Source organism: Streptomyces sp. NBC_01257 (genome assembly GCF_035917255.1).
Classification (GTDB): domain Bacteria; phylum Actinomycetota; class Actinomycetes; order Streptomycetales; family Streptomycetaceae; genus Streptomyces.
On record NZ_CP108472.1, the window covers coordinates 8,198,294 to 8,216,131 of the forward strand.

Annotated in this window: 14 protein-coding genes; 10 read left to right on the plus strand and 4 right to left on the minus strand. The window is 69.7% G+C overall.

What is annotated here, in order from left to right:
* Positions 1-60 precede the first annotated feature (60 nt).
* Complete coding sequence (locus OG408_RS35705) at positions 61-1,812, minus strand: glycoside hydrolase family 35 protein (protein WP_266785809.1); 1,752 nt, start codon at positions 1,810-1,812, stop codon at positions 61-63.
* 404 nt (positions 1,813-2,216) lie between these two features.
* A complete protein-coding gene (locus OG408_RS35710; RefSeq protein ID WP_326673722.1) occupies positions 2,217-5,534 on the minus strand; it encodes a tetratricopeptide repeat protein in 3,318 nt (1,105 codons plus the stop codon).
* A gap of 184 nt (positions 5,535-5,718) precedes the next feature.
* Here OG408_RS35710 and OG408_RS35715 point away from each other — a divergent pair, with 184 nt between their 5' ends.
* The 3 genes from OG408_RS35715 to OG408_RS35725 all read left to right on the plus strand — a co-directional run bounded on the left by OG408_RS35715 (position 5,719) and on the right by OG408_RS35725 (position 7,286).
* Positions 5,719-5,877, plus strand: coding sequence for a hypothetical protein (locus OG408_RS35715; protein ID WP_326673723.1), 159 nt, complete (start codon positions 5,719-5,721; stop codon positions 5,875-5,877).
* A gap of 177 nt (positions 5,878-6,054) precedes the next feature.
* Complete coding sequence (locus OG408_RS35720; RefSeq protein WP_266785815.1) at positions 6,055-6,870, plus strand: SAM-dependent methyltransferase; 816 nt, start codon at positions 6,055-6,057, stop codon at positions 6,868-6,870.
* A gap of 236 nt (positions 6,871-7,106) precedes the next feature.
* Complete coding sequence (locus OG408_RS35725; protein ID WP_266785817.1) at positions 7,107-7,286, plus strand: DUF6480 family protein; 180 nt, start codon at positions 7,107-7,109, stop codon at positions 7,284-7,286.
* Positions 7,287-7,390: 104 nt separating this feature from the next.
* Here OG408_RS35725 and OG408_RS35730 read toward each other — a convergent pair whose 3' ends face one another.
* Entirely contained in the window at positions 7,391-7,858 is a 468-nt protein-coding gene (locus OG408_RS35730; protein WP_285569529.1) for an SRPBCC family protein, read from the minus strand.
* Positions 7,859-8,113: 255 nt separating this feature from the next.
* Here OG408_RS35730 and OG408_RS35735 point away from each other — a divergent pair, with 255 nt between their 5' ends.
* Positions 8,114-8,614 (plus strand): GNAT family N-acetyltransferase, encoded by a 501-nt coding sequence (locus OG408_RS35735; RefSeq protein ID WP_266785821.1) that lies wholly within the window; start codon positions 8,114-8,116, stop codon positions 8,612-8,614.
* Positions 8,615-8,785: 171 nt separating this feature from the next.
* On the opposite strand, the gene OG408_RS35740 is transcribed toward OG408_RS35735, so the two are convergent.
* Positions 8,786-9,724 carry an alpha/beta hydrolase family protein gene (locus OG408_RS35740; protein WP_266785823.1) on the minus strand — a complete coding sequence of 313 codons (939 nt, stop codon included), beginning with the start codon at positions 9,722-9,724 and terminating at the stop codon, positions 8,786-8,788.
* Positions 9,725-9,903: 179 nt separating this feature from the next.
* On the opposite strand from OG408_RS35740, the gene OG408_RS35745 reads away from it, so the two are divergent.
* The 6 genes from OG408_RS35745 to OG408_RS35770 all read left to right on the plus strand — a co-directional run bounded on the left by OG408_RS35745 (position 9,904) and on the right by OG408_RS35770 (position 17,819).
* On the plus strand, positions 9,904-10,287 hold the full coding sequence (locus OG408_RS35745; protein ID WP_266785825.1) for a MerR family transcriptional regulator: 384 nt from the start codon (positions 9,904-9,906) through the stop codon (positions 10,285-10,287).
* Positions 10,288-10,868: 581 nt separating this feature from the next.
* Complete coding sequence (locus OG408_RS35750; protein WP_326673724.1) at positions 10,869-12,428, plus strand: gluconokinase, GntK/IdnK-type; 1,560 nt, start codon at positions 10,869-10,871, stop codon at positions 12,426-12,428.
* Between the two features lie 199 nt (positions 12,429-12,627).
* Positions 12,628-13,434, plus strand: coding sequence for an SDR family oxidoreductase (locus tag OG408_RS35755; protein ID WP_266785829.1), 807 nt, complete (start codon positions 12,628-12,630; stop codon positions 13,432-13,434).
* 37 nt (positions 13,435-13,471) lie between these two features.
* Complete coding sequence (locus OG408_RS35760) at positions 13,472-14,941, plus strand: cytochrome ubiquinol oxidase subunit I (RefSeq protein WP_326673725.1); 1,470 nt, start codon at positions 13,472-13,474, stop codon at positions 14,939-14,941.
* Entirely contained in the window at positions 14,938-15,996 is a 1,059-nt protein-coding gene (locus OG408_RS35765) for a cytochrome d ubiquinol oxidase subunit II (protein ID WP_266785833.1), read from the plus strand. The genes OG408_RS35760 and OG408_RS35765 overlap by 4 nt, the downstream gene beginning before the upstream one ends.
* A gap of 44 nt (positions 15,997-16,040) precedes the next feature.
* Positions 16,041-17,819: a cation:proton antiporter gene (locus tag OG408_RS35770; protein WP_326673726.1), complete on the plus strand. Its 1,779-nt coding sequence runs from the start codon at positions 16,041-16,043 to the stop codon at positions 17,817-17,819.
* Positions 17,820-17,838 lie beyond the last annotated feature (19 nt).

Genomic DNA, 17,838 nt, shown 5'->3' on the forward strand with positions numbered 1-17,838 from the left:
GGAGCGCGGGCCCGGTCGAAGGACCGGGCCCGCGCCGATGGCCCGTCGTACGGCCGCCGGCTACTCCTCGGTGGGACCGAGATCGGGCGTCGGACGGAACTCGACCGTCCGGGCCCGGTGCGCCGCGTGGAGCTCCAGCACGACGACCTCGTTGGTTCCGGCGCGCAGAACCGGGGCCGGCACGTACAGGGACCGCTGCGGGCCGCGGGACCAGTGACGGCCGAGTGCGAAGCCGTTGACCCAGGCGTTGCCCTTGGTCCAGCCGTCGAGGTGGAGGAAGGTGTCGGCCGGGTCGGTCACCTCGAAGACGCCCCGGTGGAAGGCCGGTCCGACGGGAGCGGCGGCCGAGGCAGCGAAGGGGAGGCCCTCCAGGTCCGCGAGGGGGAGGGGCCGGCTGGTCCAGCCCGCGAGCTCGGCGCCGTCCAGGAGGACCCTGCCGGGCAGACCCTTGCGGTCGTGGATGCCCGGCCCGTAGTTCACCCGTCCCTGGTTCTCGACGAGGACGGTGAGGGTGCTGCCGGCCCGGGGAACCGTGAAGGCCAGGGCGTGGTCGTGGTTCTCGCGCTCCAGGACGCCCACGGGCTGCCCGTCGACGAAGATCTGGGCGCGGTCGCGGACCTGTTCGACCTCCAGAAGCGCCGGGCCCTTGAGCGACAGCGTCGTCTCGTACAGGACGAAGCCGAAGTCCTGTTCCAGCTCCTCCATGGTGAGGGGGCGGTGCGCGTCGACGGCCGCACCGAGCGCCGCGGCATGCGGCAGCAGTGCGGCGGTCTCGGTGAGCGGCACGGTCTGCCGGGCGAGCCTGGGGCCGGGCGCGGGCGCGGGACTGTCCGGCACGGGAGCGTACTTGGCGATCACGTCGCGAAAGGCGGTGAACTTCTCCGTGGGATCGCCGGCTTCGTCGAGCGGGGCGTCGTAGTCGTACGACGTCACGGTGGGGCGGTAGGTGTGCTTGTCGTTGGCGCCGTTGGTGAAGCCGAAGTTGGTGCCGCCGTGGAACATGTAGAAGTTCACCGACGCCCCGGTGGAAAGGAGTTCGTCCAGCTCCCGCGCCGCATGGCCGGCGTCGCGCACGACGTGGTGGGCTCCCCAGCGGTCGAACCAGCCGATCCAGAACTCGGTGCACATCAGCGGCCCCTTGGGCTGGTGGGCCCTCAGAGTGGCCAGGCCCTCGTCGGAGCGGCTGCCGAAGTTGGCCGTGGCGAGGACGCCGGGCAGCGCGCCGCGCTCCAGGTCCGCGGGCTGGTCGCAGGTGAAGAGCGGCACGTCGACACCGCAGCGGCGCAGCGAGGCGGCGAGGTACTCCAGATACCCGGTGTCGTCGCCGTACGCCCCGTACTCGTTCTCCACCTGTACCGCCAGGACGGGGCCGCCCCGGGAGGCCAGGTACGGCCGGAGCGGCGTGAGCAGGCGGTCGAAGTAGTCGTCGACCGCCGCGAGGAAGCGGGGGTCGCGGGAGCGGAGCCGTATGTCCGGTTCGGCGAGCAGCCAGGACGGGAGGCCGCCGCCCTCCCACTCGGCGCAGATGTAGGGGCCGGGCCGGAGCAGCACGTGCAGTCCCTCCGCGGCCGCGAGGCCGAGGAACCGGGGCAGGTCGAGGCCGCCGTCGAGGCTGAAGCTGTCGGGCCGCGGCTGGTGCAGGTTCCAGGGCACGTAGGTCTCGACGGTGTTGAGGCCCATGAGCCTGGCCTTGCGCAGCCGGTCCGACCACTGGCCGGGGTGCGTGCGGAAGTAGTGCATCCCGCCGGACAGGAGCCGGAACGGTTCGCCGTCGAGAGTGAAGCCGCCGCCGTCGGACTGGAGAAGAGGCATGTACGGGTGCTCCTGTGCTGGGGGTGGGATGCGCTGTCGAGAAGCCTGCCAGCGCTATGTTTGCGTAAACATGATTGCTGTGGCAAGTGTTCGCCGGGACCTGATCCGACCCTGCGGCATCTTGATGGGGGTGCGACAGTGCCGCGTGGCGCGGCAGAAGTTCAATCGCCACTCGGGTTCGCGAGTGTTTACGCAATCATGATGCTACGTGGCCACGCGCCCCAGGTCACCGTCGCCATGCTCACCAGGGCCTTCCGCGTCGTCAACGGCGTCGGCGGCAGGGCCCTGGACGTGGCGAACGAGCCCGACCGGCAACGGAGCCCCTGTCATCAGGTGAACCTGGACGGGCGGCGCCAACCAGCAGTGGCGGCTGCTGCGCGGCCTGAGCGTCTGCGAACCCCCGTCTACCGGGGCGGCGTCGGTGTGTCACCGTTGTCCGCCGATGCCGCAACGGCCTCCTGCGCCTGCCTGAGCCCGCTCATCGCCCTGTCCTCACCGCCCCGGTCACCGCGTGCACGGAAGAGGCCCGCGGCTGTCGTGTAGGCGTCAACCGCCTCCCGGAACCTGCGCGCTCTCACGAGTGCTTCGCCGAAGCTGCCCAACGCCATCGCCTCCAGCCGCTGTTCGCCCCGCTCCCGGCAGATCTCCACGTCCCGGGCATGGGCATCCACGGCCTCCTCGAACCGGCCGGCCGCCTGGAGGGCGCCGCCGAGCCCGTGCAGGGCCATGGCTTCGCACTCCGAGTCGTTGAGTGCGCGGAATATCTCGACGGCGGCGGTATGGGCGTCGATCGCCTCCTCGCAGCGCCCGCTCCGCGTGAAGGCGCTGCCCAACCCGTCCAGAGCGATGCCCTCGTCACGGCGTACGCCGAGGGTGCGGGACAGGTGGAGCGCCCGGGTACGCGCCTCGATCGCCTCGTCGAGGCGGCCGGCCTCCTCCAGGGTGATACCCAGCCCATTGAGCCCCATCACCTCCCCGTGCGCGTCGCCGAGTTCCCGGTGCACGGCAACGCAGTTGGCCTGAGCGTCAATGGACTCCTGCGGCCTGCCCGCCGCCTGCAACGCGAGACCGAGGCTTCCCCACGCGTCGGCCTCGCTCCGCCGGTCACCGAGTTCCTGACAGACGGCCACCTGCCGCTCGTACACGTCAACGGCCTCCTCGTACCGGTGCGCGTCCGTGAGCACATGGCCCGCGCCGCTGAGCGAGGTGTTCTCCGCATGCAGGTCGCCGCGTTCACGGTCGATGCCGATGGCGGCCATGTGGGTGCCCACGGCTTCGTCGGTCCGCCGCACCGCCATGGAGGCATGCCCGAGCCGGTTGAGCGCCTGGGCCTCGCCCTGCCGGTCGCCGATCTCACGGCAGATACCGAGGCCCGCGTTGTAGGCGGCGAACGCCTCGCCGTGGCGGCCCGATTTCCTGAGGGCGTCGCCGAGCCCTCCCAGCGCTCCCGCCTCGCTCCGCCGGTCGCCGAGCGAACGGTGGAGATCCGCTGCCGTGCCGTGGAAGCGCGCGGCCTCCTCGTACCGGTGCGCCCTGTCGAGGGCATGGCCGAGAAGACTCATCCCACCGGCCATACCGTGCCGGTCGTCGATCTCGCGGCAGAGTTCGAACGCGGCACTGTGGGCGTCGATCGCCTCCTTGGAACGCCCGCATGCCACCAGAGCGCTCCCCAGGTTGTCCAGCGCGGCGGCTTCGCCGCGTGGGTCGCCCAGCTCGCGGAAGGCCTCGGCCGCACGGCTCTGGGCTTCGATGGACTGCTGGTACCTGCGCAGGTCCAGCAGATCACGGCCCAGGTTGGCCGTCCCGGTCGCTTCGCCGTACGGATCTCCGAGGCCGTGCCACAGAGCGACGGCCGACTCGTGGGCTGTCACGGCGTCCTCGAACCGCCGCACACGCGTCAGGCCGTTGCCGAGATTGTTCAGGGCCACGGCCTGGCCGGCCCGGTCCCCCCGTTCGCCGAGGACCTCCGCGGCGGCCTCGGTGAGAACGTTCAGTTCGTCGAAGTGCCGGCACCCGATGCAGTAGCGGGTCAGGGCGGTGGCCAGCTCGGTGGCCGCGGCGTGGCCGCGCGCGGCAGGGCACACGGCCGCGGCGACGACAGCGGCCCGTTCGGTATCCAGCCATGCGAGCGCCTGCTCCCGTCCGGCGAACAGGGCCGGGACGGCGGTGTCCTCGTCGCCGGCGATCAGGGCGTCCGCCGCGCGGGCAAGGGAGAGGTAGTGGTCCAGGAGCCGGTCCATGGCGGCATCGCGCCGGTCGTCGCCGAGGTGGGCCCGGCCGAGCTCCTCGCCGTACAGCCGGATGAGATCGTGCAGCGACCAGCGGTCGGCGGACGTGCTCTGCAGGAGATGGGCCCGCGCGAGATCGGCCAGCAGTCGCCGGGCAGAGCCCTCCTCCAGAAGGGCGGTGGCCGCCTCGGTGGAGATGTCGGGCCCGGGGGCGGCGGCGAGCAGCCGAAACGTCCTCTTCTGCGGCCCGTTCAGATGCCGGTAGGACAGATCGAAGCATGCCCGGACGGCCAGGGGACTGCCGTGTTCGTCGGTGTCCTCGTACTGCAGGGCGTCCAGGCGCGTGCGGGCGTCGGCCAGTTCCTCCGCCTGGCCGGACAGGGGACGGGCGGGTTCGTCACGCAGCAGGGCCGCGATGATCCGCAGGGACAACGGAAGCTTCCCGCACAGCTCGACCAGATGGCGTGCGTCGGAGGGCCGGGCGGTGACGCGGACGTCGTCGGTGTCACCCTCGCGCAACGCCCGGTCCAGCAGCCTGACGCCCTCGTCCGCGGACAGCGGGTCCAGCTCGATGCGCCGGGCAGGAAGCGCGGCGAGCGTGTGACGGCTGATGACGAGCATGCGATGCGGCTGGGCGGGCAGCAGGTCGGCTATCTGAGTGACCTTGCGGACATTGTCCAGGACCACCAGCAGCGGACGGCCCTCCCCGGCCAGGCCGTTCAGGGCCAGGTGCCAGGCGTCCCGCTTGCCGTCCGAGGTGGCCGGCAGGTCCTTGTCCCTGACGCCGACCATGCGCAGGAGGCGGTCGACGACCGCTGTGGCCTCCACCTCATGGTCCGTCATATAGCCGTGCAGATCCGCGAAGAGCACGCCTCCCGTGAACACGTTCCGCGCGCGGTGAGCGGCATGCAGGGCGAGCGCGGTCTTGCCGACCCCGCCCATGCCCGACACGACACAGACGGCTGAGGACGGTCCGCCCTCCTCCGGGGCGGCCTCGGGTACCGGGCCGAGCCACGAGAGGATCCTCTCGGCCTCCGCCTCGCGGCCGGTGAATCCGAGAGGGGGCGGCGGGAGGCTGACCGGCCCCTGGACATCGGCCTCGCGCCTCGCCGCCGTCCGGCCGCCGCGGGACTCCTCGCGCTCGGCCCGTGCCTGGGCGAGCAACTGCTGCCAGGCGCCCGGGCGCAGGGCCCGGTAGCCGCCCTTGTCCTGTGCGCGGCCTTCGAGGAAGCGGATCACGGCGAGGAAGTGGGCGTCGCGGTCGGGTGCGGGCACGCTCTCGCCGTTGAGCCAGGCGCTGATCGCGGACTTTCCGGCCGCGTACTGCGTCGATCTTCCGGGTCCCGCCGCTGCGGGCCGCCGGGTCGGTCCGTCGGCCTTCCGCGGCAGACCGAGATCCCGCGCCAGCACCTCGAGCCGGGACAGCGCAGGAGACCCAGCCGCTTCGTACACATGGCGCACGTGCTTCCAGAACCGCCCCGCAGCAGTGTCCATTACTCCCCGGCCCCCGTTGCTTCCGGAGATGAGCCCCCTCCGGAAGGTGCACATTCCGTTGCTGACCAGGCTAGTTGGCGCTCGGAGCGGGTGTGCGGCTTCGCAGGAAACCCCCCGGAAGCGCGGTCATGGGTGCCCAGCCGACCGCCGCCCCGGCAGTCGGCATCAGACCCGGGAGCCCGCCATGAACCGTAGGTCCGAGTCCGCCCACCGGAACAACCGCGCCCGCCGCGCGGCCACGTCGTTGCGCCGCCTGACCACCGCCCTGGTCCTCCGGTTCGGCGCAGCGGCGGTCACCGAGGCCGCCCGGTACCTGATCGGCCGGATCCTCGACCAGGTCTGACCGGACGGCGAAAGCCCTTCGCGGGGCTTCCGATCCGATCGCGTGCCGGTAACCCGTCCCGGACGCCAGTGCGTCCGGGACGCCCGCCGACACGTTCCGGGCCGCCGCCGCGCACACAAGTTGCTTATTCTGTCGTCGAGCTGATTATCAACTGCCTTCCGTACCCTGGAGTTCGCCATGTCCCGACCGGAGAACGACGCCACCTCGCTGCACATCGACACCAGCAAGCCGCATCCCGCGCGGATGTACGACTGGTTCCTCGGCGGCAAGGACAACTACCCGGTGGACGAGGCGATGGGCCGGCAGATGCTCGCGGTCGAACCGGGCGTCCCGGTGATGGCGAAGGTGAACCGCGCCTTCATGCACCGTGCCACCCGCTGGCTGACAAGCCAGGGCATCCGGCAGTTCCTCGACATCGGGACCGGGATACCCACCGAGCCCAACCTCCACCAGGTGGCCCAGCAGGCGGCGCCCACCACCCGGGTCGTCTACTGCGACAACGATCCGATCGTGCTGGCCCACGCCGAAGCCCTGCTGAACGGCACCCCGGAGGGCGTCATCGACTACGTGCAGGCCGACGCGCGGGACGTGGACTCCATCCTCGAACACGCGGGAAAGACACTCGACTTCAGCCGTCCTGTCGCGCTCTCGTTGATCTCGCTGCTGCACTTCGTGAGTGACGAGGACGGCGCCTACGAGCTGGTGAGCAGGCTGACCGACGTACTGGCGCCGGGCAGTCACCTGGTGATCTCGCACCTCACCGCCGACTTCCATCCGGAGGAGGCACGCAAGGTCGACGAGATGTACAAGGCCAAGGCGCTCACGCTGGTGCCGCGCAAGCGCGATGAGTTCGCCGCGTTCTTCACCGGACTCGACGTGGTCGAGCCCGGCATCGTGGCCGCCGAGGCCTGGCACCCCGAACTCGGTGAACCGGTACCCGGCCAGGAGGACATCATCAGCGCGGGGTACGTGGCAGTGGGACGCAAGCCGTAACCCCCGCGCCGGAGGAGCCGTCGGCCGCGCGGGTCCGGAAGGGTGCCGCCTGCGAGCGCCCCGCGGCGCGGCTGACGGCGAGGCCGGGCAGGAGGGCTCCTTCCGAATCGGTGGGCAGCCCTGCGCACTCGGTGCTGTCTCCTTCAGGCATCGCCGGCCACGCTGGGTGGCGGCTCCCTCACTACCGTAGACCGGACGGAAGTGCGCAAACGGGTGAATGGCGCCACCCTTGAATCATGGCTCAGTACCTCGTACCTCCGGGCGAGACCCCTCCAGTAGAGGGCTGCATCGCCGAAGCCCATGAAGAGCGCGCAGACGGAGGCATGTGGGAGCACCCCAAAATATGGCTGGGGCTCATTGTCATTGGCGCGATCCTCATCGCGGCCTTCTTCGTCACCCGCATATTCGCTCTGTGATGGTGTCGGCACGCATCCCACCTGCGATGACAAGACGCCCGCCGCCGCGCCGACGCCCCGCCGCTCCGCTGTCCTCGCTGAACGCAGCTCTGCGGGTAGCCAGGTCAGGGCTGTTGCGGCCCGGGGGCGGAGGGGTCCAGTGCCTGTTGGAGTGTTGCCGGTAGCTGTTCGGACACTTCATCCCCCAAGCGCTCGAACTCCCTCTTCAGGAGCGGCGTCGCCAGTCGGGCGATCCCGTGGAATTCGACCTGGGCGCGGTAGGTGATACGGGTGCCGCCGGAGTGCGGCTCGAAATGCAGGTCGTCCGTCGACGTCGCAGTCTTGTTGCGCCCGACGAAGGTGAGCCGGTCGTCGCTCATCCGCGTCAGTTCGTAGCGAAGCTCTGTGCGGCGCCCGCGGAACGAGGACACGTTGAGCCACTCCGTACCCACCCCCAGCGGCGCATCGGCGTCGGTCGGCCGACAGGTGAGGGTGCCCGGGTCCCACTGTTCCGCGTGGGCGAAGTCGGCCATGTAGGCCACGATCGCGTCGCGCGATCGGCTTGAGTGCATGACTCGTTCGACTTTGATCACTACTGCTCCCGGTGATGTCACATCGTGCGTCGTGCCGGACTGCTCGCAATTGTCCTCCTTCTCCGTGCGCGACCGTCGGACGCAGGCAGTCCCGGCCCGACCAGGCACCCCGAGAACTCGTCGAACGGGCGCAGAAATCCTTCTGAGCTGCGATGCGCTGCTGCTCACGCCGTGGGCTTCGCGGTCGGCTCGGGCGGGCCCGACTACCGCGGAAAGGGGGCGGTATCCGGGAGGCTCATGCGGTTGGATGACCTCATGAGCCCCGATATCCGCCCCCTGGAACTGAGGCCCGCACGTCCCGGCGACGCCGAGGCCGTCGCCGGCATCTGGTACCAGGGATGGGGTGACGGCCACCTGGGCAACGTGCCCGACGCATTGGTCGAAGCCCGCCCCCGCAACTCGTTCGACGTACGTGCCGCACAGCGCGTCATGGATACGGTCGTCGCCGTAGTGGGCGGCCAGGTGGCGGGCTTCATCATGGTGGCCGGTGACGAGGTCGAGCAGGTCTACGTCGATGCCCCTCACCGTGGCACAGCCGTCGCTTCCGCCCTGTTGTCCGCCGCCGAGGAACGGGTTGCGACGGCCGGCTACCGGCAGGCCTGGCTCGCAGTGGTGGCCGGCAACTCCCGTGCCCGCCGCTTCTACGCACGTCAGGGCTGGCGGGACGAGGGCCTCTTCGATCATCACGCACCCGGCCGGGACGAGCCGGTGCTGGTGCCGGCCCACCGGTACGTGAAGGACCTCACCGGCGAGTGAGACCGCGGCCCGGCGCGTACCCGAAGAGCGTAGGTGGGGGTTGAGATGCGGGCCCTGATCTTGCTTCTCTGATTCTTGCTTCTTTGATCCAAGAGGGGCGCCGGTGTGGTCGACCCACGCGGGGCGGGTGGGGCACTGGGTGGGCGAAGGCGTGCATTCAACCGCCGAGAGTCACTTGCTCTCCAATCGCCCCAGCGGGTGACCTTCGGCGAGGACGGAGCGGGCGATCTGCCAGTCGGTGTCGTCGATGCCGGTGATGTGGCGTAGGTAGGCGAGGGTGACCTGCTGGACGAGGGCGACGCGGCTGGGGTCCTCGTCGGTGGTCTCTGCGGCCCGGTAGCCGGAGATGCCGCCGAGGAAGTGCTCGCCGCCGTGGACGGTGAGCAGGCTCTTGTTGCCGCGGCTGAGGGTGTAGGGGTCGCTTGTCCAGGCGGGTCCCCGGGTGGTGAGCGGGAGGTCGTCCTTGTCGCCGGCGACCACCAGTCCGGGGGCGGTGATGTGGGAGAAGTCCTGGTCGCGGAGCCAGGGAAGGTTCTCGTGGGCGAAGGGGGTCAGTTCGTCGCCGCCCTTGCCGGCCGTGGCCAGTTGGATGCTGGCCATGACCCGGGAGTCGGACAGGTCGTCGGCGGTGCCGGTCCGGGGGTCGGTGACGCGCAGGCCTACGAGGATGCCCGCGGTCTGGCCCCCGAAGGAGTGGCCCGCTGCGACGACGCGGCTGTGATCGACCCGGCCGGAGAGGCCGGGCACGGATGTCTCCAGTGTCCTGAGCTCGTCCAGGATCTGTTTCATGTCCCGCAGGCGGTAGCGCCACAGGTGGGGCCTGCGGGGGTCGTCCGCAGCCATGGAGACCCGCTTGGAGTCGAGATGCGTGGCTTGGATCACCACGAAGCCGTGAGAGGACCAGTGGTCGACCAGAGGTGCGTAGCCGTCCAGGTCGGAGCCGAACCCGTGTGCAAGGAGCACGATCGGCAGGCGTGTACCAGTGAGCGGGGCGGAAACGCGTACGTGCAGGTCCTGGCCGCGCTCGGGGGCGGGCAGTGCGATCGGCTTGACCGTCATGATCGGTGTGGGAGCGGGGCCGGTGAGCCCGGTCGTCCGGTGGGTGGTCATGTGCGTGCTTCTCTCCGGCGTGGTGCGGGTGGCGGGTCAGGTGGTCTTGAGGTCGAGGATGCGTCCGGCGTCGACCCGAGACGTATCGGGCGAAAGCCCCCGGGTGATGTCGGCTACGCTAAAACGTAACGTTGACGTCAAAGGCAAGTCGTTGTGGCGTGGATCACATGGAGCTCGGGATGCGCATTGGGGAACTCGCCCGCCGCACAGGCGTCAGCACCCGGGCCCTGCGGTACTACGAGGAGCAGAACCTGCTCACCGCCGAACGCAGCAACAGCGGCCAGCGCCACTACCCGGAATCCGCGGTCACACGGATCCTCCTGGTTCGGGAGCTGTTCACCGCCGGCCTGTCGAGCAGGACCATCGCAGAACTCACGCCCTGCGTCATCGACGGCAGGGCCACACCCGAACTCCTCGACCGCCTGGCTGTGGAGCGCGGCCACATCGACCAGCACATCGCCGATCTCACGCGCACCCGAGACAAGCTCGACTCGGTCATCGCCGGCGCCTCCGCCTCCATGGACTCCGGGACCCCCTGCGGCGGGTGCAGAGAGCGCTCGTAGCCCTGGGGTGATCCTCCTTGCCCACTACCTCTCCGCCACCTATATGTGCCGCCCTGCCGACGTTCGGTGAGCTGCCGGTGACGTGGGCGAGTTCGACTTGGAGCCGGCGTCACCCGCCTTCGCGCTGCTGCCGCTGTCCAGCGCGCCGGAGGGGCGAAGGGAGCCGTCTCGCACGAGGCTGTGGTCGCGGGGGGCAGGGCGGAGAACATCGACCGACATTGGGTCGACCGGCGGTTGCGTACGCCGATCCAAACCAAACGGCCTGTCTGTGCCGAGCTCGCCCACCGGCGGGCGCCCGCTTCACAGGCGAGGGCAAGACGATCTGGACGGAGCAGGAGACACCCCCGTCCACTCCGTGCGCCCAGGTGTAGCGGAACGCCTTCCCCCCGGGCATCCTGCCCCCTTCCACCCGAGATGCGCCTCCTCGCCGGGTGGCCGAGATTGGAGGCACAGGTCCCCTCCCGGGGACGTCCGTGACACGGAGGAACCTCCATGACGCGAGAGACGAGAGAACAGACGGCACCCCGTACGAGTCACGGCAGCGGCCGGGTGTTCGCCGCTGTTCCGATCGTGCGTGTCGTGTGCACGGCTCCGCGCCCCCGGAGGGTCTGACGTCCGGGACACCGACGGCCGCCGCCCATGACGAGGTCCGCGGACCGTCGACCTCGCTGGTCCTGGTCGTCGGCATGTCCGGCTCAGGCAAGACCACCGTGGGCCGGCTTCTCGCCGAGCGGCTCGGCTGGTCGTACCGGGACGCGGACGAGTTCCACTCCGCGACCGCCCGCGCCAGGATGGCAGCCGGTCAGGCACTCACGGACAGTGATCGCGAGCCCTGGCTGGATGCCATCTCGGCATGGCTGGACCACGAAATCGCCGCGCACCAACCGGCGGTCGTCACCTGTTCCGCCCTCAAGCGCGCCTACCGCGACCGGCTCCTCTCCGGGAGGCCTGAAATGCGCCTGGTGTACCTGCATGGCGCACCGGAGCTGATTCGCTCCCGATTGTCCGACAGACGAGGCCACTTCTTCCCGGCGAGCCTGCTGGAGAGCCAGATCGCCGACTTCGAGGAACCGCAACCGGACGAGCGTCCCCTGGTGGTGGAGATCGATCAGCCGCCGGAGACGATCGTCGCCGCGCTGACCTCGCTGCTGCTCCGCCTCCCCGCACCCGGCGGGGCACCCCACGGGCGCGCCGCGGAGCCCATGGTCCCGCCCGCAGGGACTCCCGCCAGCCCGACAGGTGAACAGTGGACCCTGACGTGGAAGGGGCAGAAAGCCGTCGTGGTCCAACTGGGCGCGGCCCTGCGCCACTACGAAGTGGACGGCCGGACCCTGCTGGACGGCTTCGCCGCCAATGCACCCATCACCGGCGGCAGGGGGCAACTGCTCATTCCCTGGCCCAACCGCATAGGCGGCGGCGGTTACCACTTCGACGGCGTGGACCTGCAACTCCCCCTCTCCGAACCGGAAAAGAGCAACGCGATCCACGGCCTCGTCCGCTGGGTCCCGTGGCAGTTGCAGGCCCGAAGCGAGGAATCGCTGCGACTGGGTACCGTACTCCGCCCGCAGCCGGGCTACCCCTTCCTGCTGGACGTGACCGCCGAGTACCGGCTTGGGCCCGCCGGCCTCGACGTCGTCGTCTGCGCCACCAACGTGGGGGACGGGCCCGCTCCCTACGGCGTGGGGCAGCATCCGTATCTGACACTCGGCACCGGCCCCGTCGACACGGTTGTGCTGACCGTTCCCGCCCGGGAGCGCTTCCTCACCGACGACCGGGGCCTGCCGGTCGGCCGGGAGCCCGTCGAAGGTTCGGACCTCGACTTCCGTACAGCTCGCCCCATCGGCTCCCGGCGACTGGACACCGCCTTCAGCCTCGACCGCTCCGACGGCGACGTGGCCGTCGTACGGCTGGCCCACCCTTCAGGGGCTCACGGGGTGGATGTCCGGCTCGGCGAAGGCGCTCGATACGTGCAGATCTACACGGGTGACACGCTTCCGGAGACCGAACGCCGCCGAGCCGTCGCGGTAGAGCCCATGTCCTGCCCGCCGGACGCCTTTCGCAGCGCCCGCGGCCCCGACATCCTGGAGCCGGGCGGCACCCATGTGCTCCGATGGGGCATCACGGCATGGCAGTCCTCCTGAACGCCGCCTGGAGCCGCGGCTGAGCCGACCGGGGGAAACCGCTCCGCCCGATGGCCCAAGAGCGGCCCGCCAGGCTGTCTCAGCGGCGAGTTGGTGATTGCCTGATCCCCGCCTGCCGGGCAATGGCCGGGTGGGTCGGAGCGGTGTAGCGAGGGGACAGGGCATCGTGGATTCTCACGTCGAGGCATCGTGGGGGGCTTTGCCGACCGACTTGCTGAAGGGCCAGACAGCTCTGGTGACCGGCGCAAATTCGGGCATCGGCAAGGCCACCGCCATCGCGCTGGGCCGGGCGGGCGCCCAGGTTGCGGTGAACTACGTGAGCAATCGGGACGCTGCCGAGCAGGTAGTGGAGGAGATCGCCTCGTTCGGGGTTCGCGCTGTGGCCTACGAGGCCGACGTGTCGCAGGAGCCCCAGGTGACCGCGATGGTGGGCCGGACGGTCCAGGATTTCGGGACCCTCGACATCCTGGTTGCCAATGCAGGCATGCAGCGGGACGCCAAGTTCACCGAAATGACTCTCGCCCAGTGGCAGAAGGTCCTCGACGTCAACCTCACAGGCCAGTTCCTGTGCGCACGGGAGGCGGCCAAGGAGTTCCGTCGGCGCGGAGTGGTCCCCGAGGTGTCCCGGGCGGCCGGGAAGATCATCTGCATGAGCTCGGTGCACCAGCTCATCCCCTGGGCGGGGCACGTGAACTACGCCTCCTCCAAGGGAGGCGTGCAGATGATGATGCAGACCCTGGCCCAAGAGCTCGCACCGGACAAGATCCGGGTGAACGCCGTCGCGCCCGGGGCGATCAAGACACCCATCAACCGCAGTGCCTGGGAGACGCCGCAGGCCCGGGACGACCTCCTGCGTCTGATCCCCTACGACCGGATCGGGGACCCCGAGGACATCGCCCACGCCGTCGTCCTTCTCGCGTCCGACCTCATGGACTACGTCGTGGGGACGACTCTCTACGTCGACGGCGGGATGACGCTCTTCCCCGGATTCGCAACAGGCGGCTGACCGCTTCCGCAGGCTCCTGAACATTGCGAAGGCGGTTATGCACACCTCGGTCCACCTGCTGGCGAGTGCTCCGGATCAACTCCTGCCGGCCCGGGAACTCATGGCCTTCACCCTGGCCTCCCACATCATCCTGGTCCCGCTGGGCGTGGCCCTGCCTTTGATCACCCTGGTCATGCACTACCGCGGGCTGCGCCACAAGGACGCGACTGCCCTCCTGCTGGCGCGGCGCTGGTCGGCGGTCATGGCGGTCCAGTTCGCCGTCGGAGTCGTCACCGGTACCGTGCTCTCCTTCGAATTCGGACTGCTCTGGCCGGGGATGATGGGCAGATGGGGTGACGTCTTCGGAATCGGCTTCGGGGTCGAGGCCTGGGCGTTCTTCCTCGAAGCGGTCCTCATCGCCATCTACCTCTACGGGTGGCGGCGGCTGAAGCCCCGGACGCACTTCCTGCTCGGGCTGCCCCTCCCGGCCGCGGCGCTGCTGGGGGCCTTCGGCATCCTGGCGGCCAACTCGTGGATGAACACACCGCAGGGCTTCTCCCTCGACAGCGCCGGCCGGCCGACGGACGTGAACATCTGGAAGGCGATCTTCACGCCGATGTTCGGGCCGCAGTACTGGCACTTCGTCGTGGCCATGCTGCTGACAGCGGGCTACGTGGTGGCTGGGGTCTACGCAGTGGGCTGGCTGAGGGGGCGTCGTGACCGTTACCACCGTCTCGGCTTCACCGTTCCCTTCACCATCGCCGCGGTGGCGACCCCGGTACAGTTCATTCTCGGCGACTCCATCGCCCGTTCGGTGTTCCACAAGCAGCCGGTGAAGTTCGCGGCCATGGAGATCGTCTGGAAGACCGACACCCGCGTACCGGAGTACCTGTTCGGCCGCATGCACTCCGACGGTTCCATCTCGGGCGGCATCAAGGTGCCGCTGCTCGACTCCGTCCTCGCCGGCTTCAGCCCGGACACCAAGGTCGTCGGACTCACCTCCGTACCGCCGGACCAACGGCCCACGGCCCTCCAGGCGACGATCGCACACTGGGCTTTCGACATCATGGTCCTCATCGGCTCCGCCCTGGTGCTCCTCGCGCTCTGGTACGGCCTGGTCTGGATGCGGCATCGCAGACTTCCCGCCTCCAAGTGGTTCTACCGCGGCGCGGCCTGCGCCGGTCCGGCCTCGGTGGTGGCTGTCGAATGCGGCTGGATCGCGACCGAGGTGGGACGCCAGCCCTGGATCGTGTACCAGAACATGCGCGTTGCTCAGGCGGTCACGGCGACGCACTCGTCCACCCTGTGGATCATGCTCGGCCTGGTGATCGTCGTCTACCTGCTCATCTTCGGCTCGTTCCTCGCCGTCCTGCTGAAGCTGCGCACCCGATGGCGCCTCGCCGACGCAGAGCAGGCCGCCGGCCGTCCGGCGGATGAGCCGGAGGCAGACAGCCCCTATGGCCCCCGGACAGCTGTCCCCGCAGGTGGCGGCCGTTGCACCGGCCCGTCCCAGGGTGAACGGCCGTGACGGCCGACCTGATGGCAGTGGTGTTGCTGCTGGCCATCGCCGCGTACACCTGCGCGGGCGGAACCGACTACGGGGCCGGCTTCTGGGACCTGACCGCGGGAGGCGCCGAACGCGGCAAGCAGCCGCGATGGCTCATCGATCACGCCATGGCACCCGTATGGGAGGTCAACAACGTCTGGCTGATCTTCGTCTTCGTCATCATGTGGACCGGCTTCCCCACCCTCTTCCAGGCCGTGTTCTCCGCCATGTGGCTGCCACTGGCGCTGGCCGCTGTGGGCCTGGTCCTGCGCGGAGCCGGCTTCGCCTTCCGAAAGGTGGCCCGGAAGCTCGCCGAACGCCGGCTTTACGGTGCCGTGTTCGCCCTGGCCTCACTCGTGACGCCGTTCTTCCTCGGCGCCGCAGTGGGGGGAGTGGCCTCAGGCCGGGTGAAACTCGGAACGGAGGCGTCGGCGGACGCCTGGTCCAACCCCACCTCCGTCATGTTCGGCCTGCTCGCCGTCGCCGCGACGGCCTTCCTGGGCGCCGTCTTCCTGGCAGGGGACGCCCGCCGCTTCGACGCGCCCCACCTGATCGCCTACTTCCGGCGGCGCGGGCTACTGAGCCTCATCGCCCTAGCGGTGCTCGCGCTGATCACCCTGTTCGTCACCAGCGAGGACGCCCCGCACATCTGGCACGGGCTCACTCATGGGGCGGGGCTGGCCTTCGCTATCGCAGCCGGAGCGGCCTCACTCAACACGGCGTGGCTGCTCATGCGGAGACCGGGAGGCTGGGCCCGCGCATCGGCCGTCGGCGCCGTCGCCTGCGCGGTCCTCGCCTGGGGCCTGGCTCAGCGCCCCTACCTCCTCCCGACGTCGATGACCGTCGCCGAAGGTGCCGGCGCATCCACCACGCTGACCTGGCTGGCGTTCGTCACCCTGGTCGCGCTGGTGATCGTGGTACCGGCCGTCGTCTTCCTGTACTGGCTCGACACCCGAGGCGATCTCGAAGAACTCAGTGAGGCCGACCTGCGCCAGGGCGACGATCCCGGGGGTGGAGACAGAGCGGGCACCACCTGACCCGTCAGCACAGTTTCCTGCCCACCCTGCCGAAAGGAGTTGTTGTGACAGATGACGAGATCTACCTCGGGATCGCACTGACCCTGGTCCTCGCCACCGGGTCGCAGATCCTGGCGAGCAGGCTGCGCCTTCCCGCACTCATCATCCTGCTTCCCGCCGGGTTCACGGCAGGAGCGCTGACGGACGTCGTCCATCCCGACAAGCTGATGGGGCAGAACTTCGACGCCCTCGTGTCGATGGCCGTGGCGGTGATCCTCTACGACGCCGGCCTCGGGCTCAACCTGCGGAAGCTCACCGGCCGGACACGGGGGATCGTCGGACGGCTGCTGCTGCTCGGTGTGCTCGTCACGTTTCTGATCACCGCCGCCGTGGCACCGGCGATGTTCGACATGCCCCTCAGAGTGGCATCGATGCTCGGTGTGATCCTCGTCGTCTCCGGACCCACGGTCGTAGGTCCCATTCTCGACTTCGTACGGCCCACGGACAAGACGCGCCGGATCCTCATCTGGGAAGGGACCCTCACCGACCCCATCGGGGGCATCCTGGGTGCCCTGACCTTCCACGCCATCGCCACCACCCACCAGATCGACATCGGCCGGGGTTACCAACTCGGCCAGTTCGCCCTCAGCATGGCCGTGGGCCTGGCCGCCGGCGCGGTCGGCACGGCGATCCTGTGGCTGACGCTTCGTACACTTCGGCTCGGTGAGACGCTCGGGACGCTGGCCCAGCTGACCACGGTGATCGCCGTGTCCGCCGGTGCCGACGTCGTCAGGGATGACACGGGACTCATCGCCGCCATCGTCACGGGCCTCGCCGTCACCAACATCAAGGGTTTCGACATGCCCGCGCGGCGCCCCTTCTTCGAGACCCTGGCGCAGCTGATCATCGGCCTGCTGTTCGTCTCCATCTCCGCCACGATCACACCTGCCTCCCTCGTCCCCGTACTCCTCCCCGCCCTCGCCCTCATCGCCATCCTCGTCCTCGTGGTCCGTCCACTCGTCGCCTACTTGTCGACCGCTCGCGCCGGGCTGAGCCCAGGCGAACGGGCCTTCGTCGGGTGGATGGCCCCTCGCGGCATCGTCGCGGCAGCCACGGCTACGGCATTCTCGGCGAACCTCGTCGACAGGGGAGTCGACGGGGCCGCGAAAATCCTTCCCGTCACGTTTCTCGTGATCGTCGGCACGGTCCTGTTGTACGCCCTGAGCGCGGCACCGGTCGCCAGAATCCTGGGCATCGTCAAACCCGCCGGGACCCGGATCCTGCTCGTGGGCGGCGAGCCGTGGGTGGTGGATCTGGGAAGGAGCCTGCGATCCGCCGGGCTGGACCTGCTGATGTGGGCGGGCCTCGCAGAGGAGCGACAACGGATCGCGGACGCCGGTATCCAACTCGCCACGGGGGATCTGCTGGCCACCGCCACCAACCCGGGTGCCCGCCTGGAGGGGGTGACGGCGGTGTTCCTGGCCACGGACGACGACGACTTCAACGCGCTCGCCTCTGTCGTGATGCAGGACAGCGTCGAAGGGCCTGTCTATCGGGTCGGGCCTCCCCGGGACAGTCACGGAGTCGTGGCTCCCTACACCGGTGGGGACATCCTCTTCGGCAGATCGCTCGTGCGCCACACACTGGCCGCGCGGTACGAGGCGGGCGCGCGGTTCCTGGTCCAGCCGGCCCCCGCCCCCCTTCCGTCCGGGAGCGAGACCCTCTTCGTGGTGCACGAGGACCTGCGGCTGGAACCCGTCACCGAGAAGCGGCGGGTTACTCCGGGGGAAGGCGACAGAGTTGTCCTGCTGATCCCCCGCATCGAGCAGTGCACCGAGCGGTGAGACAGGTGACGAAGCCACT